General features: G+C 71.4%; 24 protein-coding genes and 1 pseudogene. 11 read left to right on the top strand and 14 right to left on the bottom strand.

All coding sequences use genetic code 11. The features are described from left to right. The coding region (locus SACPADRAFT_RS31990; protein ID WP_007023164.1) for a DUF2157 domain-containing protein at positions 1-334 on the bottom strand (334 nt) is incomplete at its 3' end. Between the two features lie 299 nt (positions 335-633). Between SACPADRAFT_RS31990 and SACPADRAFT_RS0202460 the strand changes: the two genes are divergently transcribed. Further along, complete coding sequence (locus SACPADRAFT_RS0202460) at positions 634-1,266, top strand: peroxiredoxin (protein ID WP_007023165.1); 633 nt, start codon at positions 634-636, stop codon at positions 1,264-1,266. Positions 1,267-1,477: 211 nt separating this feature from the next. On the opposite strand, the gene SACPADRAFT_RS0202455 is transcribed toward SACPADRAFT_RS0202460, so the two are convergent. Beyond that, positions 1,478-2,317: an SDR family oxidoreductase gene (locus tag SACPADRAFT_RS0202455; RefSeq protein WP_007023166.1), complete on the bottom strand. Its 840-nt coding sequence runs from the start codon at positions 2,315-2,317 to the stop codon at positions 1,478-1,480. Positions 2,318-2,482: 165 nt separating this feature from the next. Between SACPADRAFT_RS0202455 and SACPADRAFT_RS0202450 the strand changes: the two genes are divergently transcribed. Further along, a complete protein-coding gene (locus SACPADRAFT_RS0202450; RefSeq protein WP_007023167.1) occupies positions 2,483-3,394 on the top strand; it encodes a helix-turn-helix transcriptional regulator in 912 nt (303 codons plus the stop codon). A gap of 39 nt (positions 3,395-3,433) precedes the next feature. Here the strand turns inward: SACPADRAFT_RS0202450 and SACPADRAFT_RS0202445 are convergent, their stop codons facing one another. The 5 genes from SACPADRAFT_RS0202445 to SACPADRAFT_RS0202425 all read right to left on the bottom strand — a co-directional run bounded on the left by SACPADRAFT_RS0202445 (position 3,434) and on the right by SACPADRAFT_RS0202425 (position 8,530). Beyond that, on the bottom strand, positions 3,434-4,270 hold the full coding sequence (locus SACPADRAFT_RS0202445) for a helix-turn-helix domain-containing protein (RefSeq protein WP_007023168.1): 837 nt from the start codon (positions 4,268-4,270) through the stop codon (positions 3,434-3,436). Positions 4,271-4,384: 114 nt separating this feature from the next. Next, positions 4,385-5,782, bottom strand: coding sequence for an amidohydrolase family protein (locus SACPADRAFT_RS25010; RefSeq protein WP_007023169.1), 1,398 nt, complete (start codon positions 5,780-5,782; stop codon positions 4,385-4,387). Next, complete coding sequence (locus SACPADRAFT_RS0202435; RefSeq protein ID WP_233357107.1) at positions 5,782-6,594, bottom strand: Atu4866 domain-containing protein; 813 nt, start codon at positions 6,592-6,594, stop codon at positions 5,782-5,784. Before SACPADRAFT_RS0202435 ends, SACPADRAFT_RS25010 begins: the two co-directional genes overlap by 1 nt. A 422-nt stretch (positions 6,595-7,016) precedes the next feature. Further along, positions 7,017-7,886 carry an LLM class F420-dependent oxidoreductase gene (locus tag SACPADRAFT_RS0202430; RefSeq protein WP_007023171.1) on the bottom strand — a complete coding sequence of 290 codons (870 nt, stop codon included), beginning with the start codon at positions 7,884-7,886 and terminating at the stop codon, positions 7,017-7,019. A gap of 179 nt (positions 7,887-8,065) precedes the next feature. Further along, positions 8,066-8,530, bottom strand: a complete 465-nt coding sequence (locus SACPADRAFT_RS0202425; protein ID WP_007023172.1) for a PPOX class F420-dependent oxidoreductase — start codon at positions 8,528-8,530, stop codon at positions 8,066-8,068. A gap of 297 nt (positions 8,531-8,827) precedes the next feature. On the opposite strand from SACPADRAFT_RS0202425, the gene SACPADRAFT_RS0202420 reads away from it, so the two are divergent. Then, the gene (locus SACPADRAFT_RS0202420; RefSeq protein WP_007023173.1) at positions 8,828-10,483 is read left to right on the top strand and encodes an AMP-binding protein; all 1,656 of its coding nucleotides are present in this window, start codon (positions 8,828-8,830) and stop codon (positions 10,481-10,483) included. Positions 10,484-10,541: 58 nt separating this feature from the next. Beyond that, positions 10,542-11,426 carry a helix-turn-helix transcriptional regulator gene (locus tag SACPADRAFT_RS0202415; protein ID WP_007023174.1) on the top strand — a complete coding sequence of 295 codons (885 nt, stop codon included), beginning with the start codon at positions 10,542-10,544 and terminating at the stop codon, positions 11,424-11,426. Positions 11,427-11,554: 128 nt separating this feature from the next. Here SACPADRAFT_RS0202415 and SACPADRAFT_RS25005 read toward each other — a convergent pair whose 3' ends face one another. Continuing rightward, positions 11,555-12,457, bottom strand: a complete 903-nt coding sequence (locus SACPADRAFT_RS25005) for a nicotianamine synthase family protein (RefSeq protein ID WP_007023176.1) — start codon at positions 12,455-12,457, stop codon at positions 11,555-11,557. Positions 12,458-12,935: 478 nt separating this feature from the next. On the opposite strand from SACPADRAFT_RS25005, the gene SACPADRAFT_RS31120 reads away from it, so the two are divergent. After that, a complete protein-coding gene (locus tag SACPADRAFT_RS31120; RefSeq protein WP_233357106.1) occupies positions 12,936-13,199 on the top strand; it encodes a hypothetical protein in 264 nt (87 codons plus the stop codon). Positions 13,200-13,283: 84 nt separating this feature from the next. Here SACPADRAFT_RS31120 and SACPADRAFT_RS0202400 read toward each other — a convergent pair whose 3' ends face one another. Together SACPADRAFT_RS0202400 and SACPADRAFT_RS0202395 are read right to left on the bottom strand one after the other, a co-directional pair. Further along, on the bottom strand, positions 13,284-14,471 hold the full coding sequence (locus SACPADRAFT_RS0202400) for an FAD-dependent monooxygenase (RefSeq protein WP_007023178.1): 1,188 nt from the start codon (positions 14,469-14,471) through the stop codon (positions 13,284-13,286). A 21-nt stretch (positions 14,472-14,492) separates the two neighbouring features. Next, positions 14,493-15,050, bottom strand: coding sequence for a TetR/AcrR family transcriptional regulator (locus tag SACPADRAFT_RS0202395; RefSeq protein WP_007023179.1), 558 nt, complete (start codon positions 15,048-15,050; stop codon positions 14,493-14,495). Between the two features lie 121 nt (positions 15,051-15,171). Between SACPADRAFT_RS0202395 and SACPADRAFT_RS0202390 the strand changes: the two genes are divergently transcribed. Next, the gene (locus SACPADRAFT_RS0202390; RefSeq protein WP_007023180.1) at positions 15,172-15,489 is read left to right on the top strand and encodes an imine reductase family protein; all 318 of its coding nucleotides are present in this window, start codon (positions 15,172-15,174) and stop codon (positions 15,487-15,489) included. A 43-nt stretch (positions 15,490-15,532) separates the two neighbouring features. Here the strand turns inward: SACPADRAFT_RS0202390 and SACPADRAFT_RS25000 are convergent. Beyond that, a pseudogene (locus SACPADRAFT_RS25000) lies at positions 15,533-16,379 on the bottom strand (DUF3626 domain-containing protein). A gap of 198 nt (positions 16,380-16,577) precedes the next feature. On the opposite strand from SACPADRAFT_RS25000, the gene SACPADRAFT_RS0202380 reads away from it, so the two are divergent. Beyond that, positions 16,578-17,423 carry an SDR family oxidoreductase gene (locus SACPADRAFT_RS0202380; protein WP_007023183.1) on the top strand — a complete coding sequence of 282 codons (846 nt, stop codon included), beginning with the start codon at positions 16,578-16,580 and terminating at the stop codon, positions 17,421-17,423. 51 nt (positions 17,424-17,474) lie between these two features. Here the strand turns inward: SACPADRAFT_RS0202380 and SACPADRAFT_RS0202375 are convergent, their stop codons facing one another. Then, on the bottom strand, positions 17,475-18,839 hold the full coding sequence (locus tag SACPADRAFT_RS0202375; RefSeq protein WP_007023184.1) for a cryptochrome/photolyase family protein: 1,365 nt from the start codon (positions 18,837-18,839) through the stop codon (positions 17,475-17,477). 188 nt (positions 18,840-19,027) lie between these two features. Between SACPADRAFT_RS0202375 and SACPADRAFT_RS0202370 the strand changes: the two genes are divergently transcribed. The 3 genes from SACPADRAFT_RS0202370 to SACPADRAFT_RS0202355 all read left to right on the top strand — a co-directional run bounded on the left by SACPADRAFT_RS0202370 (position 19,028) and on the right by SACPADRAFT_RS0202355 (position 23,129). Next, complete coding sequence (locus tag SACPADRAFT_RS0202370) at positions 19,028-19,978, top strand: hypothetical protein (protein ID WP_007023185.1); 951 nt, start codon at positions 19,028-19,030, stop codon at positions 19,976-19,978. Between the two features lie 446 nt (positions 19,979-20,424). Beyond that, entirely contained in the window at positions 20,425-21,387 is a 963-nt protein-coding gene (locus SACPADRAFT_RS0202360) for an MBL fold metallo-hydrolase (protein ID WP_007023186.1), read from the top strand. Positions 21,388-21,392: 5 nt separating this feature from the next. Further along, positions 21,393-23,129, top strand: coding sequence for an FAD-dependent monooxygenase (locus tag SACPADRAFT_RS0202355; RefSeq protein WP_007023187.1), 1,737 nt, complete (start codon positions 21,393-21,395; stop codon positions 23,127-23,129). A 78-nt stretch (positions 23,130-23,207) separates the two neighbouring features. Here SACPADRAFT_RS0202355 and SACPADRAFT_RS0202350 read toward each other — a convergent pair whose 3' ends face one another. Together SACPADRAFT_RS0202350 and SACPADRAFT_RS0202345 are read right to left on the bottom strand one after the other, a co-directional pair. Further along, positions 23,208-24,563: a phosphotransferase family protein gene (locus SACPADRAFT_RS0202350; protein ID WP_007023188.1), complete on the bottom strand. Its 1,356-nt coding sequence runs from the start codon at positions 24,561-24,563 to the stop codon at positions 23,208-23,210. Next, positions 24,560-25,816: an acyl-CoA dehydrogenase family protein gene (locus SACPADRAFT_RS0202345; RefSeq protein WP_007023189.1), complete on the bottom strand. Its 1,257-nt coding sequence runs from the start codon at positions 25,814-25,816 to the stop codon at positions 24,560-24,562. Before SACPADRAFT_RS0202345 ends, SACPADRAFT_RS0202350 begins: the two co-directional genes overlap by 4 nt. Before the next feature lie 233 nt (positions 25,817-26,049). Here SACPADRAFT_RS0202345 and SACPADRAFT_RS0202340 point away from each other — a divergent pair, with 233 nt between their 5' ends. After that, positions 26,050-26,886, top strand: coding sequence for an SAM-dependent methyltransferase (locus tag SACPADRAFT_RS0202340; RefSeq protein ID WP_007023190.1), 837 nt, complete (start codon positions 26,050-26,052; stop codon positions 26,884-26,886). Positions 26,887-26,924: the final 38 nt, after the last annotated feature.

The raw sequence follows: 26,924 nt of genomic DNA, 5'->3' as shown, positions 1-26,924 counted from the left end.
CCAGGCGCGGCCGGAGGCTCGCTCCCGCCGCGAGTAACAGTGCGGCGGTGCCGAAGGCGATCGAGAGCCTGCCCGCGACACCCAGTTCGGACCAGTAGCGGCCGGCGACGAGCCCGACGGCGACGAGGACGAGCACGCCGCCGACATAGCCCAGCGCCTCGGCGACCGGCGACGGTGTCCGGCCCGTCTCCTCGCCGCTCCCGGTGGGCCCCGCCCGCTCTGCTGCGAGGATGCGGTCCGCCTGCTCGCGGGTGAGCAACCCGTGCGCGACCCACCGGTCCAGCCGGGCGGTCAGGTCGTCACCACGGCGCCGGGGAGGCACACGTCGCATCATCGGATGAGGCCGGCCGCGCCGGGCCGGTCGGGCGTCGGGAACACGAGGTCCTCCTTCGGCCGACGACGTGATCCGTTCGGATCCGCGTGCGAACCGAGCGTACCGGGAACTCGTCGTGGCGTGCCCCCGCGGTCGCCGGGTACCCCGTCTCGCAGCCGGGGTGGTCCGGACGAATTCGGAACGCGTGTTCCGGTCGTGGATGGCCGTGTTCACGGCCGGACGTTCCGCGCCCTGATCCGGGCCGTCTGATCTACTTTGGGGGCGGGTACCCCGTACTGGAACCGAAAAGGAGAACACTCTTGAGCATTCATCTGGGTGACGAAGCGCCCGACTTCACCGCCGAGACCACCGAGGGTTCGATCGACTTCCACCGGTGGAAGGCCGGCAAGTGGGCGGTGCTGTTCAGCCACCCCGCCGACTACACCCCGGTGTGCACCACCGAGCTGGGCCGGACGGCGACGATCAACAGTGAGTTCGAGAAGCGCGACGTCAAGACGATCGCGGTGTCGGTGGACCCGGTGGAGGACCACCGTGGTTGGGCGCCGGACATTCGCGATGTCGGTGGCACCGATCTGAACTTCCCCATCATCGCCGACCCGGACCGCCGGGTCTCCGCGCTCTACGACATGATCCACGCGGGCGAGGGGGACACCTCGACCGTGCGCTCGGTGTTCATCATCGACCCGCAGAACAAGGTGCGGCTCACGCTGACCTACCCGAAGTCCGTCGGTCGCAACTTCGACGAGATCCTGCGGGTGATCGACGCGTTGCAGCTGACCGACGCGCACCCGGTGTCCACTCCGGCGGACTGGACGCCCGGCGACCAGGTGATCGTGTCCCCCGCGATGGCGACCGACGAGGCCAGGCAGCGGTTCGAGCAGGTCGAGGAGGCCAAGCCCTACCTGCGCTGGGCGGCATACCCGCAGAGCTGAGGCCGTCCACGCCGACCGGCTACCGGGTGCGCCCGCCGGTACGGGGCGGCACCGCGGTAGTCCGGCCGGCCGGGTTCCTGGGTTGAGGGCACCTCTTCCCCCGGCCGGTCAGGCCAGGCCGCCGTTGGTGAAGATCGCCTGGCCGTTGACCCAGCGGGCCGGGCCGGCGAGGATGCGGAGCCGACACGGCCGGAAGATTCTCGGCGCGGGTCTACTCGCCCTCGGCGTGCGCAGTAGCGGCGGAGGCCTCGCGTAGGGGAGTGGTCTCGCGTTCGATACGCTCGGTCATCACGGCACGGCGGTCGAGGGCGTCCCGGCCCACGGGCAGGTGCAGGGGGAGCTTCTCGCCGGAGGCGACCTGGTAGATGAACGCGGCTCCCTTGACGGGGTCGCCGAGTTGGGTGTGGTTGGCCTTCTCCACCCAGTCGAGGGTGAGGTGTGCCGGGGTACCGTCGTAGGCGGCGATGCGATTGCCGGGCAGCTGCACCGAGGAGGCGTCGAGGAAGTCGGTGCGGAACACGCCGGGCTCGACGACCATGCTCTGGATGCCGAAGGGCTCCAGTTCGGCGGCAAGGGCCTCACTGACGCCCGCGACGGCGAACTTGGAGGCGGAGTACAAGCTCACGCCGGGTTCACCCTCGAACCCGGAGCGGGAGCCGATGTGGACGAGCTTGCCGGTGCCTGCCGCGCGCATGATCGGCAGCACGGCGCGGGTGGTGTTGACCAGGCCGAAGACGTTGACGTCGAACAGCGAGCGTGTCTCCGCGTCGGTGATCTCCTCCAGGGCGCCGAGCAGACCCCGACCGGCGTTGTTGACGAGCACCTCGATGGTGCCGAACCGATCGACCACCTGGGTGACAGCTGAGGCGATCTGTGTCTGGTCGGTCACATCCAGCCCCACCGGCAAGGCGTTCGGGTGAGTACGCACATCCTCCGGCAACCTCTCCGGGCGACGCGCGGCCACGGCGACCCGTTCACCTCCGGCCAGGGCGGCGCGGGCGGTCTCCAGGCCGAGGCCGCGGCCGGCGCCGGTGATCATCCATACAGACATGTCCGGGTTCCTTCCGGGAAGTGTTCGTCTTCGACATGCCGCTTCGCGCGACTGGACCCATCGTGTGGCGGCCCGCGACGGCCGGGAAGGCCCCGGGTTTCCGGGGAAGATTTGGGCACCCCAGCGCCCTCGCGGATGCCCCGTCGGGCAGGGAGAATCACGGACATGTCCGACCGTCTCAAGCCGCGCCTGGCCGACTTCCTGCGTGCCGCGCGTGCACGGATCACCCCGGAACAAGCAGGTATCACCGACGAGGGACCACGGCGCGTCGAGGGACTTCGCCGTGAGGAACTGGCGATGCTCGCCGGGGTGAGCGTCGACTACTACACCCGGCTGGAACAGGGGCGCAGCACGAGCGCCTCGACGCAGGTCCTGGACGTCATCGCCGACGCCCTGCGACTCGACGACGCAGAGCGCGCGCATCTGCACACCCTCGCCCGACCCGCTCCGTCTCACCGTCGCCGGGCAGCGAAGCCGCAGCGGCTGCATCCGGCGACCCGGAGCCTGCTCGATGACCTCGACACGGTCTCCCGACCGGCTTTCGTCCTGGGGCGCCGCCTGGACATCCTGGGGCAGAACCGGCTCGCGGCGCTCCTGATCGCGGATTTCGAGGCCATGCCCGCGGCCGAGCGAAACCAGGCACGCTTCGTGTTTCTCGACCCCCATGCGCGTGAGCTCTACGTGGATTGGGACCGGGTGGCCGCGGACACCGTCGCCATGCTCCGCATGGATGCCGGAAGACATCCCGAGGACCCCGGACTCGGAAGTCTCGTCGGTGACCTGTCCATCCGGTGTCCCGAGTTCCGGCACCTGTGGGCCCGCCAGCGCGTGCACCAGCGCAGCACCGGCACCAAGGCCTACCACCACCCACTCGTCGGCGACCTCACGATCACGTACCAGGCTCTGACCCCCAGCGACGACCCCGACCAGACCGTCATGATCTACGACGCCGAACCCGGGTCGCCCTCGGCTCACGCGCTGCAGCTCCTTGCCGCGGAACCGTCCCGACCGGGCGGCGGGCGGTTCCGGTTCCGTTCCGCGGCCACCGGCCGAGCGGACCGTCGGGACGAACTCTGAGTGTCGCGGCCCTCCGCGACGCTCGTCGTCACCGACGTCCTAGGTGCGCGGGTCGCGGACAGGCTCCGAGTCGGCATGCAGCGACGCCAGCAGCTGCAGCTTCTCCGCGCTGGGTGAGCCGGGGGCTGCGTGGTAGACGACGAGCTGGTGGCCCGGGGCGTCCTTGACGTCGAACGCGTGGTAAGCGAGGACCAGGTCCCCCACCTCCCGGTGGTGGAACGCCTTGTCGTCACGGGTCTTGCCGCGCACGTCGTGCCGGCCCCACAGGTGCTGGAACGATGCGCTGGCGTCCGACGTCTCGGCGACCAGCTTGCGCACGTCGTCGGCCTCGGCCCCGTAGGGCAGTGCCATCCGCAGGGTGGCCACGCACGCTTCGGCAGCGCTGTTCCAGTCCGCGTAGAAGCGCTGTCCGGCAGGGTCGAGGAACGTCATGCGCACCAGGTTGTCGACGCGTTCGAAGTCGGTGTGGAGCGCACCGGCCAACCGGTTGAAGGCGACCACGTCCAGACAGCGGTTGATGACCATGGCCGGTGTCTGCGCCCATGTGTCCAGAAGGTCCCGCAGCGGTTGTGACGGCACCGGAGCGGGTGTCGCTACGGGGGCCGGGGTCAGGCCTGCCAACCGGAAGACGTAGTCGCGCTGGTGGCCGTCGAGGCACAGCACGCCCGAGAGCGCGTCCAGGACCGACGGCGAGGGGTTGCGTTCCCTGCCCTGTTCCAGGCGTGCGTAGTAGTCCACGCTGACGCCGGCGAGCATCGAGACCTCCTCCCGTCGCAACCCGGGCACGCGGCGTGGAGTGTGTGCGGGCAGCCCGACGTCGTCGGGCCGTACCTGTCCGCGCCGTGCCTTGAGGTAGCGGCCGAGGTCGGTGTGCATGCGTCGACGGTAAGTCGTCCTGCCCGCGGCAACCAGGCCGTGCCAGGTCCTGGTTGCCGCGGGGCGCCGTTTTTCCTCGGCGGAGCATCACGAACCCGGCGTGATGCAACGGTCTCACCGACCGTCCGCCGGGGCGGCTGCGACGCGGGCGGTGATCGCCGCGACCGAGTCGTGGACCCGATCGCGCAGGGAGTCGATGTCGACGTCGACGAGCGCACCGCCCCACTTGCGGACCCGGCCGGCCACCCAGACCGAGGTGACGTTCGAGCGGTCGGCGCCGAGCACAAGGGTGCCGACCGCATCGTGCAGCGGCATGGTGTTGATCGCCTCAGCGTCCACGACGATGAGATCGGCTTGTTTGCCGGGGGTGACCGACCCGGTGCGGTCGTCCAGCCGTAGCGTGCGAGCACCGGACAGGGTGGCGAAGTCGAGGACGTCGCGGGTGGTGATCCTGGACGGCATCTCGTCGGTGCCGTGCACGGCGTTGACCGCCCGCATCCGTTGAACGGTCAGCAACGCCCGCATCTGCGTGAACATGTCCGAGGCCAGGGCGACTTCCACGTCCACCGACAAGCCCGGCCGGATGCCGTGCGCGAGTGCCTCGTCCACCGGGGGAACGGCGTCCTCCAGCCCGATCTGCGCGTCCGAGGTCGGGGCGAGCGCCACCGTCATCCCGTGCTCGCGTATCGCGGCCCACGCATCGGCGGACAGCGCCGTGGAATGGATCGACTCCAGGTGCGGGCCGAGCAGGCCCTCCTTCTCCCAGTTGAGGAGGGCCGCTGATGCCGCCTGCCCGAACATCACATCGAGACTGACCCCGATGTCCAGATCGGCCGCGATCCGGGCGAGCTCCGGGCCGTAGGCGAGGTGCTCGGCGATGGCCGGGGTGGCCAGCGCCGCCAGGCGCAGCGTGACGAGCCGGTCGTCGTCGGGAACATAGGTCGAACGCAGCCGCGCCAGGTCCCGGGGCCACTGGCCGTCCCATTCGCCGAAGTGCGGAGCCATGGACGCGTGTACCCCGCGGATCCCCGAGTCGATCAGCGCGGTGATCGCGGCGTCCGAATGCGCGGCGCTGCGGGAGTTGTGTGCGAAGTCGAGCATCGTCGTGATCCCGCTGTCCAGCGCGGTCAGCGCGGCCAGGCGCGTACCGAGGTGGACGTCGTCCGGCGTGTAGGCGGGGGCGACGGACATCAGGGTGGACCGCAGGTAGCCCGGCAGGTCATCGACGTCGGGGATCGTGCGCCGCATCTGTGTCTGCCACGCATGACGATGGGTGTCGACCATCCCGGGAGCGACGATGCTGCCCCCTACGTCGACGACGAGGGCGCCGTCTGTCGGGAGGTCCCGTCCGACGTCGACAATGCGATCTCCTCTGACCAGGACGTCTCCGCCGGCGACGGTCCCGAGCGCCGGATCCATCGTCACGACCGTCGCACCGGTCAGCAGGACGAGACGCTCGGGGTCGGTCGCCGTACGTCGCAGCTCGTCGAGAGTCCGATCGGTGTGGTCCATCAGTCGTCCTTCCTGTGCATCGTGTAGCCGGCGTGGTGCAGGGTTTCGCCGTCGAACCGACCGAATGACCAGAAACCGAGGTCGTCCAGGTAGTCGATTCGGTCGCCGTCCACCCGGTAACGGCCCTGGAAGGCATGCGCGCGACCACCGCGGGTTTCGTCGTACCGGCCATCGACGGTCAGCTCCTGGTGCAGGAAACCCTCCGTGTCGGTCCATACCCCGACCCGCTGCGCGTCCACGACCATGGCATCGGGGTCCCACGCGGGAACGGGCTCGCTGACCACGTGGCCGGCCCAGGTGACGGGCGATCCGCCACGCAGCGCGGCGAGCACGTGATCGGGTCGGGTGAGAGCGGTCCGCACCGCCGCGGCCGGTTCCGCTTCGTCCCGGTCGACGACGACGAGGTCCGCGTCGGCGCCCGGCGCGAGCGTTCCGGCCCGCTCGTCCTGCCTGGCACCGCCGAGCTCGGCGACCAGAGCGGGCCGTCCCGGAACGAGGGTCGTCCCGGTCGCGTCGACGACGAGAGCGCCGTCGTCCTCGGCCGCGTTGACGATGCCCGGGCCCACGCCCACCACCAGACCCGAGCCCACGAGGACATCGGCTCGACGCATCGTCCCGATGAGCGGATCGAACGTGTGTACGGTCGCTCCGTTGAGGAGCAAGGGACGGTCCGCTGCGGCGCGCAGCGCGGACAGCACAGAGTCTGTGAAGCCGTGAATCGTTGCCATGCCTTCAGGCTGGCTTCCCGGGGCCTGCCGTAGAAGGTCGGGAAGCACCGGGGTGCGCCGCACCCTGGCACGCCTCAGGCTCACCCGATGTCGGTAATGGTCCGCGCAACGGCGGGCGGAGGAGCTCCTGGCGGGCATCGTCCGCCGGGTGGCTCAGGCCGGACGGCTCGCCGTTCCCGAGGAACGAGCGGCTCAGCTCGTCCACGCGGCGGGGCGCGGCGCGGTGCTCTCGCTCCTCGGTTCACTCGAGCCCGAACATGACGCCCGGTTGGCGACCCTCGCCCGGGAGGTCGTGATCACGGCCATCACCACCGGCGACGCCCCGCGGGCCGACGAGACGGACCGTGGATCGCCGGTCGCGGCCGCCGTCACCCTCGGCGGGTCTGGCGGACCTCACCGAGCTGTCCGAGGGAGAACGGGTGAGCCCGCCGGTCGCGGCAGCGGTTCGGTCGACGCAACGGTGTTCTGTTCCGAAGGGTGTGCGCCGCCGGGACCTTCGGCGGCGTTCAGCCGAGTTCGGAGAGTCGGCGGACTGTCGGCGCTGTTCCCTCGATCCAGGTGGCCGGTGATCCGGTGGTGGGCATGACCATCACCGCGTGCACCCCGAGTTCGGCGTAGTTCGCCATCTCGCGCACGAACTCGTCCTGGTTGTCCGGGCTCGGGTCGTTGGCGAGGATCGTCTTACGGATCGCGTCGTAGTCGCGGCCGAGGTCGTCACAGTGGCGGCGCAGCACGTCGAGCTTGTGCTCCACCTCGGCGGGGGAGGAGGCGAACAGGTTGCACGCGTCGCCGTACGCCGCGACCAGCCGCAGCGTCTTGCGCTCCCCGCCGCCGCCGATCAGTACCCGTGGCTTGTGCAGCGGTTGCGGTGAACACAACGTCTCGGTCAGTGAGTAGTGCTTGCCCTCGAACGGTCCGTCGTTGCCCGGATCCCACATCTGTTCGCAGATGCGGAGTGTGTCCTCCAGCCGCTCGAACCGTTCGGCGACCGGCGGGAACGGCACGCCGAGTCCGTCGTGCTCACGCTCGTACCATGCCGCGCCGATCCCCAGGGCCGCCCGGCCCTCGGAGAGGATGTCGAGCGTGCTGATGATCTTCGCCAGCACCCCCGGGTTCCGGTAGGTGACCCCCGTGACCAGCAGCCCCAGCTCGATCGTGGACGTGTGCGCGGCCAGGTAGCCCAGCGTGGTGTAGCCCTCCAGCATGGGCGACTCCGCCGGGAGCCCGGTCGGCTCGATCTGGAAGAAGTGGTCCATGAACGACAACCAGGTCGCGCCCGCGGCCTCCGCCGCGGTGCCGACCCTGGCCAGTTCCCCCGCGAGTGCACCCGTACCGCCGTCGATGTCGAAGACCGGCACGTGAATGCCCAGTTCCATGCAGCTCCCTCACCCGACCAAGAGTTCTGTCGCGACACTAGCGTTCGGAGCGCACTCCCGCACGCGGGATCACTCGCCGGACGACGACCCGACGCCGGAGGGGCCGCGGGAGCACAATCAGAGGTCGGGACCCGTGCGGTGACGACGGCTCGTCGTCCGGAGGTGTTCCAAGGGCGGGTTCACTCCGCGAGGCGCGCAGGGAAGCCGCCTGTCGCCACGGGGCCCCAGCGGCGGGGAGTGACCCGGATGAGGGACTTGCCCTGTTGCAGCATCGCAGCCCGGTACTCATCCCAGTCCGGGTGCTCACCGGAAATGTTCCTGAAGTACTCCACAAGTGGTTCGACGGAGTCCGGGGTATCAATCACTTCCGCATCGCCGTCGACCTGTACCCAGGGCCCGTTCCAGTCATCCGACAGCACCACGACGCTCACCGCGGAGTCACGGCGAGCGTTCCGCGTCTTCGCACGCTCGGGATAGGTGGACATCACCAGGCGCCCCGCGTCGTCCACTCCGCACGTCAGTGGCGACGCCTGTACGGACCCGTCAGCGCGTCGGGTGATCAACAGAGCACGGTGACGTGGACGCACGAAGGCCAACAGGCCGTCCAGGTCGACCTCCGTGTTCGTGGCGATCGTACGGCTCACCTCGGCACCAGCCTTTCGAGATTGTCGGAGTGTTGTTGGACGTGACGCCGTCTCGGGGCGTGCTTCAACACCGACACGGGAAATCTCGTGGCCAGGGTAATCACACCCTGTTCCGGCCGAGGCCACCAGCATGTCGCACCCGGTGGGAGGCTCCGCCGGCTCCTCCCTCCAGCGAGGGCTACCCCCGGGCGGGGGTAGCGCACGGCGAGGGGGCGGGTGTGTGCTTCATGAAGAGGTCGCCGGGTCGCGTCGAACGACCTGACGAGCCGCCATCGACGTCAATGCGTGGAGGTCATCGTGGACTCACCCGTGCCGCCGAGTTACGCGTCCGGGCCGTCGGCGGTGCCGCTGCTCGGCGACACCATCGGCGACAACCTCGCCCGCACGGTCGCCGCGCACGGCGGGCGGGAGGCCGTGGTCGATGTGGCGACCGGACGGCGCTGGACCTACCGGGAGTTCGCCGACGAGGTCGACGTGGTCGCGCTCGGCCTCGCCGACCTCGGCGTCACCAAGGGCGACCGGGTGGGCATCTGGGCCCCCAACTGCCCGGAGTGGACGATCGTGCAGTACGCGACGGCGCGGCTCGGCGCAGTGCTGGTCACCATCAACCCCGCCTACCGGGTGCACGAGCTGGAGTACGTGCTCCGGCAGGCCGGGATCGGCACCCTGATCGCCGCCCGGAGTCACCGGACGTCCGACTACGCGGCGATGATCGAGCGGGTGCGGCCGGACTGCCCCGACCTCACCGACGTCGTGCTGCTCGGTGAGCACGGTTGGGAGGATCTCCGGCGGCGGGGACGGGCGGCCGACCGGACCCGCCTCGCCGACATCGCGGCCACCCTGTCCGCCGACGATCCGATCAACATCCAGTACACGTCGGGCACCACGGGCTTCCCGAAGGGCGCGACGCTGTCGCACCACAACATCCTCAACAACGGCTTTTCCGTCGGTGAACTGTGCGGCTACGACGAGACCGACCGGATCTGCCTCCCCGTGCCCTTCTACCACTGTTTCGGCATGGTGATGGGCAACCTGGCGGCCACCAGCCACGGCGCCGCGACGGTCATCCCGGCGCCCGCGTTCGACCCCGCGGCCACGCTGGCCGCCGTCGAGGCCGAACGGTGCACCTCGCTGTACGGGGTGCCGACGATGTTCATCGCTGAACTCGCCCTGTCCGGCTTCGACGACTACGACCTCACCAGCCTGCGCACCGGAATCATGGCCGGCTCGCCGTGCCCGGCCGAGGTGATGCGGCAGATCATCGACCGGATGCACATGGCCGAGGTGAGCATCTGCTACGGCATGACCGAGACCTCGCCGGTGTCCGTGCAGACCCGCCGGGACGACACCCTGGACCGGCGGGTGTCCACCGTCGGCCGGGTCGGGCCGCACCTCGAGATCAAGATCGTCGACCCGGCCACCGGGCTGACCGTGCCCCGCGGCCACACGGGCGAGCTGTGCACGCGGGGCTATTCGGTCATGCTCGGCTACTGGGACCAGCCCGAGCAGACCGCCGAGGTCATCGACGCCGCGCGGTGGATGCACACCGGCGACCTCGCCGTGATGGACGACGAGGGGTACGTCGCCGTCACCGGGCGCAGCAAGGACATGGTCATCCGGGGCGGCGAGAACATCTACCCCCGCGAGATCGAGGAGTTCCTGCACACCCACCCGGACATCCTCGACGCGCAGGTCATCGGCGTGCCCGACGAGCGCTACGGCGAGGAACTCATGGCGTGGGTCCAGCTCCGCGACCCGGCGCCCACCTTGACGGCGGAGGCACTGCGCGAGTTCTGCGCCGGGCGCCTCGCCCACTACAAGATCCCCCGCTACGTGCACGTGGTGGACGAGTTCCCGATGACCGTCACCGGCAAGGTGCGCAAGGTGGCGATGCGCGAACGGGCCGTCGAGCTACTCGGCCTCGCCTCCGCCGGTGACGACGGGCGGGGCTGAGCCGTATGCTCGCCGTGTCCCAGGTCACCCGTCGGCCCGGCGTCGGAGGGAGGGGGCCGTGCCCGCACCGCACCGGCAATCGATGCGCCCCGACGACGGGGACGCGTTCCGGCACTGCGTCCGCCTCGCGCGGCGCGAGACCGGGCTTCCCCTGGTCTTCGGCGGTCGGGTGGGCGCGGACGGGCTGCGGCTGACGGAGTTCGCGGGCGCCCGCACCGACGCGATCCGGGGACTGCGGGTGCAGCGGGGGCGCGGCCTCGGGGGCGTCGTCCTCGAACGCGGCCGACCGCACGCAGTGACCGACTACGTCCCCGCCACCACCATCACCCACGACTACGACGACCCGGTGCAGGGTGAGGGGATCCGTTCCATCGTGGCGACGCCGGTGGCCGTGCACGGGGGCGTGCGCGGGGTGCTCTACGCCGCCGTCCGCGACGTCCACCCGCTCGGCGACCGCGCGACCGCCGCGCTGGGGGAGGTCTCGCGGCGCCTCGCGGGCGAGCTCGCCGTCCGCGACGAGGTCGACCGCCGGATCGCTCTCCTCGACGCCGCCCACCGTCCCCGCCGGGAGGAGGCTCCGCCTCCGGTGACGCTCGACGAGCTGCGCGACCTGCACGCCGAACTCCGGGGCATCGCCCACGACGTCGACGACGCCGCGATCCGCGAACGGCTCCGGCGCGCGTGCGAGTGCTTCACCCGCGTCGAACACGACGCCCACGCGGAGGGAGCGGGCCGGGCCGCCCCGGTGCCCCGGCTGTCCTCCCGGGAGGTCGACGTGCTCTCCTACGTGGCCCTGGGGTGCACCAGCGCCGAGGCGGCGCACCGGCTCGGCCTGAGCTCCGAGACCGTCAAGGCCTACCTGCGCAGCGCCTGCCGCAAACTCGGCGTCCACACCCGCCACGACGCTGTCGCCACCGCCCGGCGGCACGGACTGTTGATCTGAACGGGCACGGACCGGGGACCGTGTCGGGCAGCGAGCGCGAGGAACACGACGGTGTAGGGGACGCTGAGGCGCCACAGCTCCGGACCGAGCGTCAGCGAGAGGGTCGCGGGCACCCACCGAGCCTTCGGTCAGGCGGCGTAGCCGGTCCCGGTCCACGCCTGCGAGTCCGGTTCGCGCGGAGTGGGACGTGCGATGAGGACGGAATTGACGACGTCGTCGCAGGGATGCATCTCGACGAGCGGGGTGAAGCCGTTCAGGTCGTCGGGCGAGACGGGCGGGTAGAGCGCGGTACGAAGCCGATGGGCCGAGCGGGCGAGCAGGAGCGCGTGCGGATGCATACCCCCGGCGAGCCCTCGGGTGATGCCGCGCTTGGCGGTGGGGTCATCGCCGGCCAGGGCCGCGAGCAGCACGATGTCGGCTTCGGCCAGGCCGGGGAGATCGCCCGCGGCGCGGGCGTCGGCGCAGACGGTACTCATCTGCTTGGCGACACCGAGCGCTTCGTTCACGGCGAAGGCGAGGTCGCAGGCGTCGGCGTCATTGTCGACGTTGGTGACTTCCACGCCGTGGCACTGGGCCAGGACGAGGCCCGTGAGCGGGAGCGGGCCCGCGCCGAGGATGACCGCTGAGCTGGGGTGGGACGCGCCGACCGCGGTGAGCCCGGCGAGCTCGAAGCGGACGAGGCGGTGGTAGTTGTCCAGGTAGGGGAACTGTTGGAGCTCGGCCCAAGGGTCGTCGGCGGCGATGATGCGGTGGGCCCAGGCGTGTTCCAGCTCCTTTTCGCCACGGGCGCTGACCGAGCGCAGCGAGGCGATGAGCGGCTTGGCGGACGGGTCGTTGAGAACCTGCCCGGTGAGTTCGTCGTCGACCACGGTACACAGCTCCACGAGACGACCGAAGGCGTCGTCGACCTCGGGGGAAGGCCGTAAGTCCGTGGCCCGGAGCCGATCGTCGAGCTCGGCGAGACGGGCGACGAGGCCGGGTTGCGGGATCGTCTTCGATGCCCTGGAGACATCGGATTGTGTGTCGGTCACGCATGAGCAGTGTATGGAAGCTGGGCTCACGACCCGCGGTGACGGGCCCGCGACTGGTCTGCACCTCGCCGGGTCGATCGGGCGGGGCGGTCTGCACGATCGATGGCGTGCCGTGGGCGAAATCCAGGACCGCCCGGTACCAGTCGGCGGAGACGTGGGCACGTCCTCGATGTTGGCCGGGTCGTTGCCCGGTGGCTCGGCGTGAGTAAGAGCCGTACGCCGCGGAACCGGCGTTCCCGGGCCCCGGGACAGGGACTTCCGGCCCCTTCACCGGGGGCTGGGTGCGGCGGATGCTGAACGTGTCCGGGCACGAGGCTCGGTGGCTTTGTGTGACCCACAGCGGACGGAGTCGACGGTGGTACAGAAGGTTTACGGCACTCCGGCGAAGAGACGTACGGCGGCTCGGAACGCCGTACAGGCACTCGAGCAGCCCAACCGGCATGTGAAGCTCCGGGTGCAGTGCGCGGAGAGCCATCACGTGGCTACTGTCTACGACACGGACGAGGGTCTGGTCTACGTCGCACGCAGCGGGCCACACGCGCACGGTTCGAGGGATTTCGTCGACGCTGCGCACCATGATGCCGCGCACGGGATGGAGGTCGTGGATCTGCTCGACCCGAAGGCGGACGTGACGGTCGACGACGCGCTGCCCGCCAGTTGTGAATGCGGCCCGCACACGATCGCCCGGTCGGAACTGCTCCGGGCGATCGGGTCGGACGAGCATCGGCTGCTGGTCTCCTGACCGCGCGCGGGTCGGCGGAGTGAGCCGCCCGCCCGACGCCAGCGGTATCGAATCCACGGGTTTTTCCGGCGCGTGCTTCCTTGGTCAGGCGGTAGGGTTGCTCTCGGCTCGGTGGAGTGTCGCGTGCAGCGACGGGGAGTCGCCCGTCAGGGCCGCCGCCACGGAGCGGTCGATCAGCGGCAGCCGCGACAGCCGGAGCACGCCCCGCCGTATCCACAGCTGCCGCTTCGTCGCGGGCACGAACCGCCCGGCACCGGACCGGCCGACACGTTGCTTTTCCTCGGCCACCGGGCGCCACAATCGCTCGTACCGCGCGAGTGCGTCCTCGACGGAGGGCGTGCGGGCGAGTTGCTCGGCCAGCAGGTAGGCACCGGCGATCGCCAGGGACGTGCCCTGGCCTGCCACCAGCGAGACGGCGTAGCAGGCATCTCCGGCGAGCACGACCCGTCCCCGGTGCCAGCGGGGCAGCACGGTCTGCGCGACCTGGTCGTAGTAGATCTCGGACGGGGGCGGGCACCGGTCGAGCGCCTCGGGCACGACCCATCCCAGGCCACCGTAGGCCTCGCGCACCGCCGCCCGTGGGTCCTCCGGCAAGTCCGGATCCGGCGTTCGGTGCACGCCGAAGGCCACGACGCGGTCCCCGCCGAGTGCGTAGAAGCCCATCTGCCGGTCGACCGTGTCGGTGAGGCAGGCCCGGCCCCGCACCTGCGCATGGATCCGCGGGGACTCGAACGCGAACGCCGCGGTGTGGAAGCCGAGAAGGCGCAGGAACCGTTCCTCGGGCCCGAACACCAGTCGCCGCACGGTCGAGTGGATCCCGTCGGCACCGACGAGCAGGTCGGCGTCGAGTGCGGTGCCGTCGTCGAGGGTGACCCGCACACCGTCGTCGTGCTCGTCCACGGCCACCGGGGTGGTGCCGAACCGCAGGTCGACCGCCGGGGGCAGGTGCTCGCGCAGCACCCGCTCCAGGTCGGGCCGCATGAGGTTCAGCAACGGCCCGCGGGCGATCTGCCCGGGCCGCACGGTCGCGCGGCGCCGGCCGCCCTCGTCGACGAGATCCGCCTTCGCCAGGGGATGGGCGATCTCTTCGACCGCCGGAAGCAGTCCCATGGCCTCGACAGCTTCGTGGCCCGGGCCGAAGAAGTCGATCATGTAGCCCTGTTCGCGCGGGGCGGGGGCGCGTTCCAGCAGCACGACCTCGCCCCCGAGGGTGGAGACGCGATTCGCCAGGGTCAGACCGGTGAGTCCGGCCCCGCAGACGACCACTTTCATGGTGTTCTCCCTCCGTGGTGGTTAACCGACCAGCCGGCGCAGGACCGCGGCGGTCGGGTCGGTGTCCATGCCTGCGCCCATCCCGCGGTGCAGGAGCAGCCCGTCGACCGTGGCCAGTACGAGCCCGGCGGTCGTCTCCGGGTCGGGCACACCGTGCTCGCCCAGCCAGCGGCCGAACCGGTGCCGGAACTCGGCGACCATCCCGCCGACCTCGTCGCGGAGTGGTTCTCCCCGTGCGGCGGCCAGGTAGGCCTCGATGGCCAGCAGCGAGGTCGGGTCGTCCCCGGTGTAGCGCTGTGCGGCGGAGACGACCGCCTCGACCGCCTCGGCCGGGGTCCGCGCGTTGTCCAGGACGGTGTCCACCTCGCCCAGCACCTGCCGCAGAATCCCGAGTACCGCTTCGTTGAGCAACGCGGGCAGGGAGGGGAAGTGGTAATGCACCACGCTCGGGTTCACCCCGGCGCGCTCGGCGAGATTCCGCGTGCTCACCGCCGACCACCCACGCTCGGGAATGAGCTCGGCCGCCGCCGTCAGCAGCCGCTGCCGCACCTCCCACCCCCGGGACGCCGCTGGAGACATCGCGCTCCCCTTCCCGTCTGCGAGCTGTGCAAACGTACTGTGCAAGTGTCCTGTGCAACTGCCCTGATGCTACGGTCCCACGTGCGTGCCCGCAACCGGTGCCGCGACGGCGAGGCGGTCGGTGTTGGCGAGACCGAAGACGCGGGCGACCGTGCATGTGCTCGCGATACCCGACGTCGAGGACTTCGCTCCGTTGGCCGCGGAACAGCTGGGTCACGTCGCCGACGCCACCGCCGCCACCGCACACGAGGTCAGCACCGGGGTCTTCCCGCGGGGTCCGGCCGATCTGACCGAGCACGAGCCTGTGCTGGAAAGGATCCTGCAGCTGCGGGCCGACCAGAATCTCGGTAACGGTGCCCTCGACCACGTCCACCGCCTCGTCCGGCGACGCATCGAATCAGGCCACGGTCACGAAGGACTCACCACCATCGTCGACTAGCCGACAAGCGGCGGGGCGGCGCGTGTGATTCGTCGGTGGATGTCTACGGATCCGCCGACGCGAGCTCGGCGCAGCCGAACCGCGCGAGGTAATGCCACACGCGTTTGAGCCCCTGCCCGTCGTGGTGTCCGCTCCGCGATGCGTCGCCGAGGATCCGGGGGTTCAGGCGGCCGGCCCGTGCCAGGGACTCACCGAGGCGCACGAAACCGGGACCCCGGTAGTCGGGGTGGGCGCGCAGTTCGGTGGTGGTCAGCGTGAATCCGCTGTGCCATTCGACCGGGCACGCCAGCCGGTTCGCGGCGGCCTCCACCGAGGTGCCGCGATAGCAGGGGTCGAGCACCAGTGCCTCGACGTCCCGGTCCAGCTCGACCGAACCGTGCACCTGGGCCTCGACGTAGTCGTCGAGCGGATCCGGGTCGTCGTCCTCGGCCAGCGAGATCAGCGCCGAGAGCGCCGACGCGACACCGAAGTGTCGCGGTTCGAACGCGCTGTCCGGGTAACAGAACGTGGTGCGGGCCAGGGTGTGGTGGGCCAGCCGCAGATGCGCCGAGCCGAACCGCGGCGAGCCGCCGACCACGCGGCGGCGGTGGTTCAACGATCCGTACTTCGGCCGGTCGGCCGGCGGCGCCTCGTCGTAGGCTCCGGCGAAGATCCGACTCTCCCATCTCCAGCGGTCACCGCCCGGGTGCGCCCGTCAGTCCCCCGTTGCTCGTCCCGGTTTCGAACTGCGACCGGTACACGCCGTCGTGGGCCATGCTGTCCAGGATCGGGACCCCGGACACCAGGCGATCGGGGTGGAAGTGCAGTGTCACCCGCAACGACGGATCCACCGGACCGCCGGTGGCCAGCGACGCCACGTGGGCGAGAGCACGGTCCGCAGGATCAGGCATGGCAGGAAGTATCGACCACCGGGACGACGGTCCGGTCCACCTCACGCGATCTGACCCGCCCGAGGGGACACCGGAATCGGCCGGGTGAACGGGACCGGTCGGCGTGGCGCGGCGCTCTGACCCCCTGGTGAATACTTTTCGCGTTAAGCGCCGGAAACCTGATACCGTCCGGTCGCAACGCTGCGGGAGGAGTGGTCAGTGGGCACCTACGCGGTCACGGGCTCGGCGTCGGGCATGGGGCGTGAGGCCGCCGAGAAGCTCCGCGCCGCCGGGCATACCGTCCTCGGGGTCGATCTGGCCGACGCCGAGGTGACGGCTGATCTGTCCACCCCGGAGGGTCGCCGTGCCGCGGCCGGAGAGGTGCTCCATGCCGCCGGTGGACGTCTCGACGGAGCCGTTCTGGCGGCCGGGCTGGGGCCGGTCCCGGGCCGGGAATCGACGATCGCGCAGGTCAACTACCTCGGCGCGGTCGAGCTGCTGCGGGCGTGGCGGGCCGCACTGGCCGCGGCGGGTGAGGCCAAGGTCGTGGTGTTGTCCAGCAATTCGACGACCACGACACCGGCGGTGCCGCGCCGGACGGTGCGGGCACTGCTGGCCGATGACCCGGACAGGGCGGTGCGCAGCGTCCGGCTGCTCGGCAGGGCCGCCGCCCCGATGGTCTACGCCGGATCCAAGATCGCCCTGAGCCACTGGGTGCGCCGCACCGCGGTGCTGCCGGACTGGGCGGGCTCCGGTATCCGGCTGAACGCACTCGCCCCGGGCGCGATCCGGACCCCGTTGCTGGAGCGGCAGCTGGCCGACGCCTCGGCGGCGAAGGCGGTCAGATCCTTCCCGGTGCCCGTCGGCGGCTACGGCGAACCCGCCCAGCTCGCCGACTGGGTGGTGTTCATGCTCTCCGACTCCGCGAACTTCCTGGTGGGCAGCGTCGTGTTCGTGGACGGCGGGTCGGACGCCTACTTCCGCGCCGACGCCTGGCCGCGGCCGGTCCCGTTCCGCGGGCTCGTGCGGTATCTGTGGCGGATGCGTTCGTTCGGCGCGCGCTGACGGACGACCGCTGTCGGCCCGGTATCCGGCGGTCGGTGCCCGGCGGGCGGATCATCCCCGGGCGGTGAGGAACCGTTCGCGGCCTTCGGCGAGGTCGACCATCGGGTCCGGGTAGTCGAGGCCGGAGCGGACCGTGTCCGACAGGGTCCACGGACGGTGCACCTCGGGGCCGGTGATCTCGCCCAGTTCGGGCAGGTGGCGCCGCACGTAGGTGCCGTCGGGGTCGTAGCGTTCGGCCTGGCGCAGCGGGTTGAGCACCCGGTTCGGCCGGCTGTCGGTGCCGGTGCCCGCGACCCACTGCCAGTTCATCTGGTTGTTCGCGAGGTCGCCGTCCAGCAGATACCGCAGGAAATGGCGGGCCCCGGCGCGCCAGTCGAGGTAGAGGGTCTTGGTGAGGAAGCTCGCGGTGATCAGCCGGGCGCGGTTGTGCATCCAGCCCTCCTGCAGCAGCTGGCGCATGCCCGCGTCGACGATCGGGAAGCCGGTGCGGCCCTCCTGCCACGCGCGCAGTTCCGCGGGGGCGTCGCGCCACCGGTCGTCGTGCGGTCGGTAGTCCTCGTGCGCGCACGCCGGGCGGGCGGCCAGTACCTGGTGGTGGAAGTCCCGCCAGGCGAGTTGCCGGGTGAACTCCCGCGCGCCCGGGGTGCGGGAGCCGACCCGGTGCAGCACCTCGATCGCGGAGAGCGTGCCCAGGTGCAGGTGGGGTGACAGGTGCGAGGTCCGATCCCCGGGCAGGTCGTCGTGACTCTCGGCGTAGTCCTCGACCGGCCCGTCCGCCCAGGTCGTGAGGGCTTCCCGGGCCGCCTGTTCCCCGCCGTCGACGGCTTCGGCGGTGACTTCGTCCGAGCTGAACGCCTCCGGCGCCGGAAGATCGCCGGGGGAGAGGTGCCCGGGCAGCCGCACCCGCTCCGGCGGTGCCAGCACCGGACGGAGGGGCGTCTCCAGCCACCGGAGCAGGTACGGGGTGAACACGGCGAAGTGGTCCTTGCGGCCCGACGGGCTCAGGCGTGCGGGGGCGATCGCGGTGGTCGACTCGGTGTGCGCGTGCACCCGGGCGGCGGTCCCGTCGAGCGCGGCGCGCAACCGCCGGAGCCTGCGCTGGGCGTGGCCGCTGACGTCGTCGGCGACGTGCACCTCGCGGATCCCGTGCTCCTCGACGAGGCCGCGCACCCGGTCCGCCGGGTCGCCGGTGCGGATCATCAACCGCCCGCCCCGCTCCCGCAGCCCGGCGTCGAGGTCGGCCAGGCACCGGGCGAGGAACGCCGCCCGATTGCCTCCGGGGTAGCCGGTGGCGACGAGTCGACTGTCGACCACGAACAGCGGGATCACGCGCTCGGCCCCGTCCACGGCGGCCCGCAGCGCCGGATTGTCGTGCACCCGCAGGTCCCGGGTGAACAGCACGAGGGAGACACGCATTGTCGGGGCTACCCGCAAGACCGGTCGGCCATTCCGGCGCTACTCCACGTGGCGCCCGGCATGCCCTCACCGGACCATCGCGACACCGCTCGCCGTGTCCACCGGGGCATTCCACGTCCCCTGGGCCGTCGTGACCGACCCTGCTTGGTCGGTGTCGTGCGGGCGGGGCGGCGTGGCAGACTCGCTCCGTGGACGATGCCTCACCCTCCGGACCTGCGAACACGGTCGACCGCGAGAATGCCGCCGAGCTGTCCCTGACGTCGTTCTGCTGGTGGCGTGAGGATCTGCCGCCGGAGGTGTGCGAGGACTATTGGCGCGACGTGCACGGCATCATGTTCGCGCGTGCTCCGGGCCTGTGGCAGTACCGGCAACTGCGCCTGGGGGCCAATCGCCCCGATCTCTGGCCGGAGATCGGGAGCATCTCGTTCGACGTGCCGACCGCGGCGCAACCGCAGGGTATTCCGCACGGACTCTTCCTGTCCGGGGCCGATCTGACCGCGTTCGGCGACAACCCGCTCCCGAGACAGGCGATCCCGGACGACGCGCAGACCTTCCTCGGCCGGATCGGCGCGCTGCTGTCACCCCCGCACGGCGGGCGCACCCTCGTCGACCGGATCGACGATCCCGCCGTGCAGGGCGTCGTCCCGGCACCCACGTTCGCGCTGTGCTTCGCTCCCGCACCGGGGGTGACCTCGGCCGAGGACTTCCATCACGTCCTGGCCGAGCGGGTGGCGCGCCCGTGGAGCGAACACCCGGACGTCCTGCGTCTGCGCGTCGAGCCGTTGCCGCCCTACGAGAGTTCGGCGATGAGCTCGCCCGGTGTCCCGCACGCGTGGCCGGGCGACACGCCGTACCTCGGCTGGATCGAACTGGTTGTGCGGGAGGAGGGAGTACTCGGTGCTCTCCCGGAACACCTCGCCACCGACGCGCTCTCCCGCCACGTCGGGGCCCTCCACACGTACCCGGTTCGGGAGGTCTACACGATCATTTCCGCCGGACGACCGACCGACGTCGGCCTGCGCGGGTATCCCGCGGTCCGGACCATCGACGCGGTGGGCGCGGACGCCCAGCACAGCGGTGCGGTTCTCGAACACCTCTTCGGCGATGCCGTGCGCGGACTGGACCGCCTCCGGGAGTGAGCCCTGATCCGCCCCGGTGACATCGACATCCATCCCGTCGCCGACGGGACCTTCCACGCCTCGCCCGCCTACTTCGGCGAGCACGCCCGCCACTCGACGAACCGACCTGGCACCCGATCGGCGACGTCGACCCGACGCTGGCACGGCGGGTCCGCGAACGACTGTTCCGCGAACTGGAGGACGGCGTGACGTTCGGCGCGGGCGCACACTTCCCCGAGCTGCGGTTCGGCCGGGTGCTGGCCGGGCGGGGGCGGCGCTGGTTCACCTGACGGGAGTTCCGGCGACCGGAGGGGTGCGGCGGTCGGTTCCGGTGTCCCGACTTCCGGATTCTTTCCCGTGTCGGTGGCGGCTGGCACAGTGATCCACACAACGCCCGCGTGACCTGTCGCGACCGTTCGAGGCCTCGCAGTGATCACCGCCCCGCACGGAGAAAGGGACGAACCACCATGGCCGCCAAGCCCTTCGCCTCCTCGGCCGATCTGGGGGAGAAGACCGAGACGCTCGACGTCCTCGCGGACGGCGTCTACGCGCTCACCGCCGAGGGCGATCCGAACGTGGGCGCGATCGAGGGCGAGGACTTCCTGGTCGCCTTCGAGGCGCGCGCCACCCCGGTCGCCGCGCGGGACTGGCTGCGGAAGCTGCGCGAGCACACCGACAAGCCGGTGAAGTACCTCGTGCTGTCGCACTACCACGCCGTCCGCGTGCTCGGCGCGTCCGCCTTCGACGCGGACACGGTGATCACGCACGAGACCACCCGCGAGCTCATCGAGGAGCGCGGCCGCGAGGACTGGGAGAGTGAATTCGGCCGGATGCCGCGGCTGTTCCGCGAGCCCGACTCGATTCCCGGGCTCACCCGGCCCGACCTCACCTTCACCGACGGCATGCGGATCGACCTCGGCGGCGGCCGGGGCGAGCTGGTTCTGCGGTACTGCGGCCGTGGGCACACCGCGGGCGACCTCGTCGCCTGGCTGCCGCGGCAGAAGATCCTCTTCGCCGGGGACCTGGTCGAGGCGGAGGCCGCGCTGTACACCGGGGACGCCTTCCACGCGGACTGGTCGACCGGCACGCTCGACCGGGTCAAGGAGTTCGGCGCCGAGACGCTGGTCGGGGGGCGCGGCGCGGTGTCGCGCGGCAGGGAGGCCGTGGACGCCGCGGTCGAGCAGACCCGCTCGTTCCTGCTCGGGATGCGGGAGCAGACGGGCGCGGTGCACGCCCGCGGGGGGACGCTGCGGGAGGCGTTCGACGCCACCCACGCGGCGCTCGCCCCGACCTTCGGGGCGTGGCCGATCTTCGAGCACTGCCTGCCGTTCAACGTCCAACGGCTCTGGGACGAGCTGGACGGCATCGACTGGCCACGGATCTGGACCGCCGCGCGTGACCGCGAGGTCTGGGCCGAGTTGCAGGGGTGAGCGCGATGGACACTCCCTCCCCGTACGGCGGGCCGCCGGTGGCGGTGGTGGGCAACGGTCCCGTCGGCCAGACCACCGCCCTGCTGCTCGCCCGCTGGGGCATCCCGGTGGTGCTGCTCGACGCCCGACCGGAACGCGACGCGGTCGGGTCGAAGGCCATCTGCCAGCAGCGCGACGTCCTCGATATCTGGGCCGCGGTGGGGGCCGGGCGGATCGCCGAGGAGGGCCTCACCTGGGACACCGCGCGCACCTTCCACCGGGACCGCGAACTGTTCTCCTGGTCGTTCACCGACCGTGGCCACTCGCCGCTGCCGCCGTTCGTGAATCTCAGCCAGTGCCGCTCCGAACAGATCCTCGACGAGGCCCTCGCGGCCGAGCCGCGCATCGACGTCCGCTGGGGCCACGAGGTCACGGCGATCGGGCAGGACGACCGGACGGTGCTGCTCACCTGCGCCACCGCCGCCGGGGAGGTGCGGGTCGAGGCGGCGTACGCGGTCGCGGCGGCCGGGGCGCGGGGAGACCGCATCCGGGACCTGCTCGGTGTGGACTTCGCCGGGCACTCGTTCGACGACCGGTTCCTCATCTGCGACATCCGCGCCGACCTGCCCGGGTGGGAGACCGAGCGCCGGTTCCACTTCGACCCGGAGTGGAACCCGGGGCGCCAGGTGCTGATCCACCCCTGCCCGGAGCAGATCTTCCGGATCGACTGGCAGGTCCCGGCCGACTTCGACCTCGACGCCGAGGACGCCGACGGCCGGCTCGACGCGCGCATCCGGGCGATCATCGGGGACCGTGACTACGAGATCGTGTGGAGGTCGGTCTACCGGTTCCACAGCCGCTGCGTCGACCGGATGCGGGTCGGGCGGGTGCTGCTCGCCGGGGACTGTGCCCACCTGGTGGCCCCGTTCGGCGCCCGCGGGTTGAACTCGGGGGTCGCCGACGCCGAGAACGCGGCGTGGAAGCTCGCCTTCGTGCTGCACGGCTGGGTGCCGGAGGACCTGCTGGACAGCTACCACCACGAGCGCTCCGCCGCGGCGCGGGAGAACCTCGCCGTCACCAGCGAGACCATGCGCTTCCTGGTGCCGCGGACCGGGGACGAGCGACGCGCCCGCGAACGGGTGCTGGAGCAGGCGCGGGACGACGCCGAGGCGCGGGCACGGGTCGACTCCGGCAGGTTCGCCGAACCGTACTGGTACGTCGACTCCCCGTTGACCACCACCGACCCGGACCGCCCGTTCGGCGGTCGCCCGCCGCGGGGGGAGATGCCGACGGTGGTGCCCGGCGTCCTGGTCCCCGACGCGCCGGTCACGGTCGCGGAGCGGCCCGACGTCACCCGGCTACGCGAGCTGGTCCGCGACGGCCTGCTGGCGCTCACCACCACGGGCGTGGACACCGCCGAGGTCGCGAGGGTGTTGACCGAGACCACCGACGCGCCCCGGCGGGTGCTCCGGCTGGCCGACATCGACGAACACGGCACGCTCACCACCGCACTGAACGCACGGCCGGGTGAGACGTGGCTGCTGCGTCCCGACGGGCACGTCGCCGCCGTGGTGCCGTCCAATTCGGCGGACGCCCTCGCCCGGGCCGTCCGCCGGGTGCTCGGGTACATGCCGGAGGTGGTCTCCACCAGTGGTACCGGCGGGCGGGCCGCTGCCTATGAGCGGCATTTCGCGTTGGCCCAAAGTTGGGACCTCGAAGGTGCCGAGGCCGAGCACAACGCCGACAAGGGAGAGTGCCGATGAGGGGATCGCGCTCGATGGCGGTGATGCCCCTCACGACCGTCACTGCCGAATTCGGCCCCGCACCCGGTCGCAGCCTGCTCAGGCAGCACCGTGGTCGTCGGTGGTCCGGTGCCGCGGGTTGGCCACCGCCAGCCGGTCCAGCACGTCCGCCCACACCGCGGCGGCCACGTCCGGGTCCCACGGGTCCGCCTCGCCGCTCCGCAGCGCCGCGGCGAGGGCGGCGCGGTCGGGGAGGCCGAGTTCGTCGAGCCGTTCCCGGTGGCGGCGCTCCTGGTTCGCACCGAACCGCAGTTCGCGTTCCACGGTGGCCAGCGCGTTGGCGGCCACCAGGGCCTGGAAGCGCGTTCTCCCCTCTGTTTCGGCGCGCACGTCGTCCCGTAGGAAATCCCGGACCGCGGCGACGAGCTCCGCCGCCGAGGGGCTGCCGTGCAGGTCCGAGGCGGCGTCGGCGACCTGTTCCGGTGGGGACGCCGGTTCCGGGATACCCAGGGCCACGAGCAGGTCGTGTTCCTGTTCGCAGACCCGGCGACCGATCGCCGCGAGCTCCACCGACGGGCTCGCCCCGCTGAGGTGCCGTTCCGCCTGCGACCGGCAGAGCACGCCCCACCTGGCGGTGCCGTAGATCTCCCACCAGCGCAGCACGTCCGGGTCCGGTCGTTCCCCGGCGACCTCGGCGTAGCCGTCGAGGAGTTCGTCGCGCCCGCCGAATCCGCCGACCGGCAGCGGTGAGCCGAAGCGCCACGCCTTCGTGCACAGCCAGCCCAGGTCCTCGATCGGGTCGCCGACGTGGGTGAGCTCCCAGTCCAGCACGGCCCGCAGGCCGTGTTCGTCGACGATCAGGTTGCCGTTGCGGAAGTCCCCGTGCACGAGGGTTCTGCGCGAGTCGGTCGGCCGGTTCGCGTGCAGCCACCGGAACGCGATCTCCAGGGCGGGCACGGGATCGTCGAGGTCGTCGTACTCGGTGCGGAGTTGGTCCAACGGGTCGTGTTCCGGCACGCCGTCCGGGATCGGGATCCGGTGGATCCGCGCGGCGCACCTGCCGAGTTCGCGGGCCAGTCCCGCGCGGGCCCCGGCGTAGGCGTCGTCCCGCAGCAGACGCCGGGGTATCGTCTCGCCGTCCACATGGCCGGTGAGCACGTACGGTGAGCCCAGCACCGTGTCGTCGACGCCGTGGTCCACCACGCGGGGTACCGCGACCCCGGCCTGCTCGGCGGCGCGGAGGACCACCGCCTCGCGTGCCATCCCGTCGGGATCGGACCGGCCGACCGGATCCCGGCGCAGCACGAGGCGGTGCGGCGGGTGGTCGAGTTCGACGAACCAGGTCTCCCGGCTCGCCCCGCCAGTGGCCTGCTCCAGCCGCGTCACCCGGACCGGGCGCGCGGAGATCTCGCCCAACCGCGCGGCCAGCGCCTCGCTCAGCTCTCCGGTGCTCACGGGCGCTTGTCCGGGCCGGCGAAGCCGAACAGGTGGGCCGCCACCTTGCGCATCTGCACCTCTTCGGTGCCCTCGGTGATCCGGTACCGGCGGTGATGCCGGTAGATGTGCTCGAACGGGGCGTGCCGGGTGTAGCCGAACCCGCCGTGCACCTGGATCGCCCGGTCGGCCGCGTCGCAGACGAGGCGGTTGGCCCGGTAGTTGCACATCGAGACCCGGTCGCTGATCTCGTCGTGCGGCCGCCGGTCCATCTCCCAGGCGGTCCTGCGGACCAGTTCGCGCACCATCTCCGCCTCGGTGTGCAGTTCCACCAGCGGCCACTGGATCGCCTGCCGTCGGGCGAGCGGCACGCCGAACGTCACACGCTCGCGGGCGTACTCGACGCTGCGGTCGATGCAGTACCGGGCCGCGCCGACGCCGGAGGCGGCCTGGCGGATGCGGTTCTCGTGCACGAAGCACTGCGCCGCCTCCAGGCCCGCACCCTCCTGCCCGAGGATCGCCGACGAGGGGATCCGGACGTCGGTGAGCGAGACCTCGGCGTGGTCGCTGGGCATGTTGAAGGTCCACCAGTAGGAGTCCACGGAGAAGCCGGGGGTGTCGGTGGGGACCAGGAAGGCGGTGATGCCCCGCGCGTCGCCCGGTTCGCCGGAGGTGCGGGCGAAGACGACGTCGTGGGTGGCGGTGTGCATCCCGGAGTTGAACCGCTTGCCGCCGTTGAGCACCCAGTCGTCGCCGTCCCGGACGGCGGTGGTCTCCAGCCAGGTGGCGTCGCTGCCGTGCTCGGGCTCGGTGAGCCCGAAAGCGATCCGGAGGTCACCGGAGAGCACCGGCTGCAGGAACTCGTCCCGCTGCTGCTGCGTGCCGAATCGCAGCAGCATGTGCACCACGGGGAAGTTGCCGACGACCGAGGACTCGTTCTGCAGGTCGTTGTGCAGCCCGAGTCCCCGCGCGGCGAGGTGTTCGCGGATCACGGCCATCTCGAACTCGCTGCCGCCCCCACCGCCGACCTCCTCCGGCAGCCCGTAGCGCAGCCACCCGGCCCGGTCGGCGCGGCGGGTCATCTCGGCCAGCAGTTCCTCCCACTCCGGCCGTGGGGTGCCACCGGCGTCGAAGTCGGTGCGGGCGTACTCCCGTCGGTGGTCGAAGAACCGGTCGTTGTCGTCCTGCTGCTGCAACGGCACGATCTCGGCGTCGATGAAACCGTCGAGGTCGGCGAGCAGTGCGACGAGTTCTTCCGGCAGCGGGAAGTCCATGCGGCCTCCTTAACGCCCGATCAGCGACCCTATGCATCCGGCGGTCGGCGGGACAAGGGATGTTGTCACCCTTGCCGGCCGGGATCGCCGGGCAGACCGCCGCCCGGTGCGGGACAACCCGGGCCGGACCCGGTCAGGATCGGAATCCGGGCTGCTGCGGGACCGGGGTCGTCCAGTTCTTGATCAACGAAGTACGCTCGGCGTCACTGTCCGCTCTCGGAGGAGTTGATCCTGTGTCCGCGGTGGGGGAGCCGGATCCGGAACCGGTGGAGATCGACCCGACCCGGGTGAGCCAGGCCCGGGTCTACGACTACCTGCTCGGCGGGACGGAGAACTACGAGGTCGACCGGGAGCAGGCCCGGGCCCTGGAGGCCGCCGTACCGGACGTCGCGGAGATCGCGCGGGAGAACCGGGCGTTCGTCACCCGCGCGGCCCGCTACCTCGCCCGGCACGCCGGTATCGTCCAGTACCTCGACGTCGGTTCGGGGCTGCCGACCGCGGAGAACACGCACGAGGTCGTGCAGCGGGTCGACCCGGAGGCCACGGTGGTCTACGTCGACCACGACCCGGTGGTGCTGGCCCACGGCCGTGCCCTGCTGGCGGCGAACGACCGCACCCACATGGTCGGTGGGGACGCGTGGCAACCGTCCGGCATCCTGCACGACCCGCAGGTGCGGGCCGCGCTGGACTTCGCACGGCCGATCGGACTGTTGTGCACGGCGACGCTGCACATGTACTCCGGGGACGACCGGGAGCTGCCGGTGCGGGTGCTGCGGGAGTACCTCGACGCGCTGCCGTCCGGCTCGTACGTGGTGCTGTCACACCTGTACGACCCGGAGGAGCAGGGGGAGTCCGCGGCGATGCGGGCGCTGGAGCACGCGGCCCGCACCGGTGGCCTCGGCAGCGGCGGGGCGCGCACGCACGCGGAGATCGCGGCGATGCTGGACGGGCTGGAACTGCTGGAACCGGGGATCGTGGAGACCCACCGGTGGTGGCCGTCCGGCCCGCGCACGACGCCGGTCGGGGTGGCGCAGCGGCTGGTCGCCGGGGCGGTCGGGCGCAAGCCCTGACCTCGGCCCACCTGCCGCCGTGCGCGCTCGGCATCGGG

The sequence above is a fragment of the Saccharomonospora iraqiensis subsp. paurometabolica YIM 90007 genome (assembly GCF_000231035.2).
Lineage (GTDB): Bacteria > Actinomycetota > Actinomycetes > Mycobacteriales > Pseudonocardiaceae > Saccharomonospora > Saccharomonospora paurometabolica.
The sequence above is the reverse complement of the archived record's forward strand: the minus strand, read 5'-3'. Positions and strand labels throughout refer to the sequence as shown.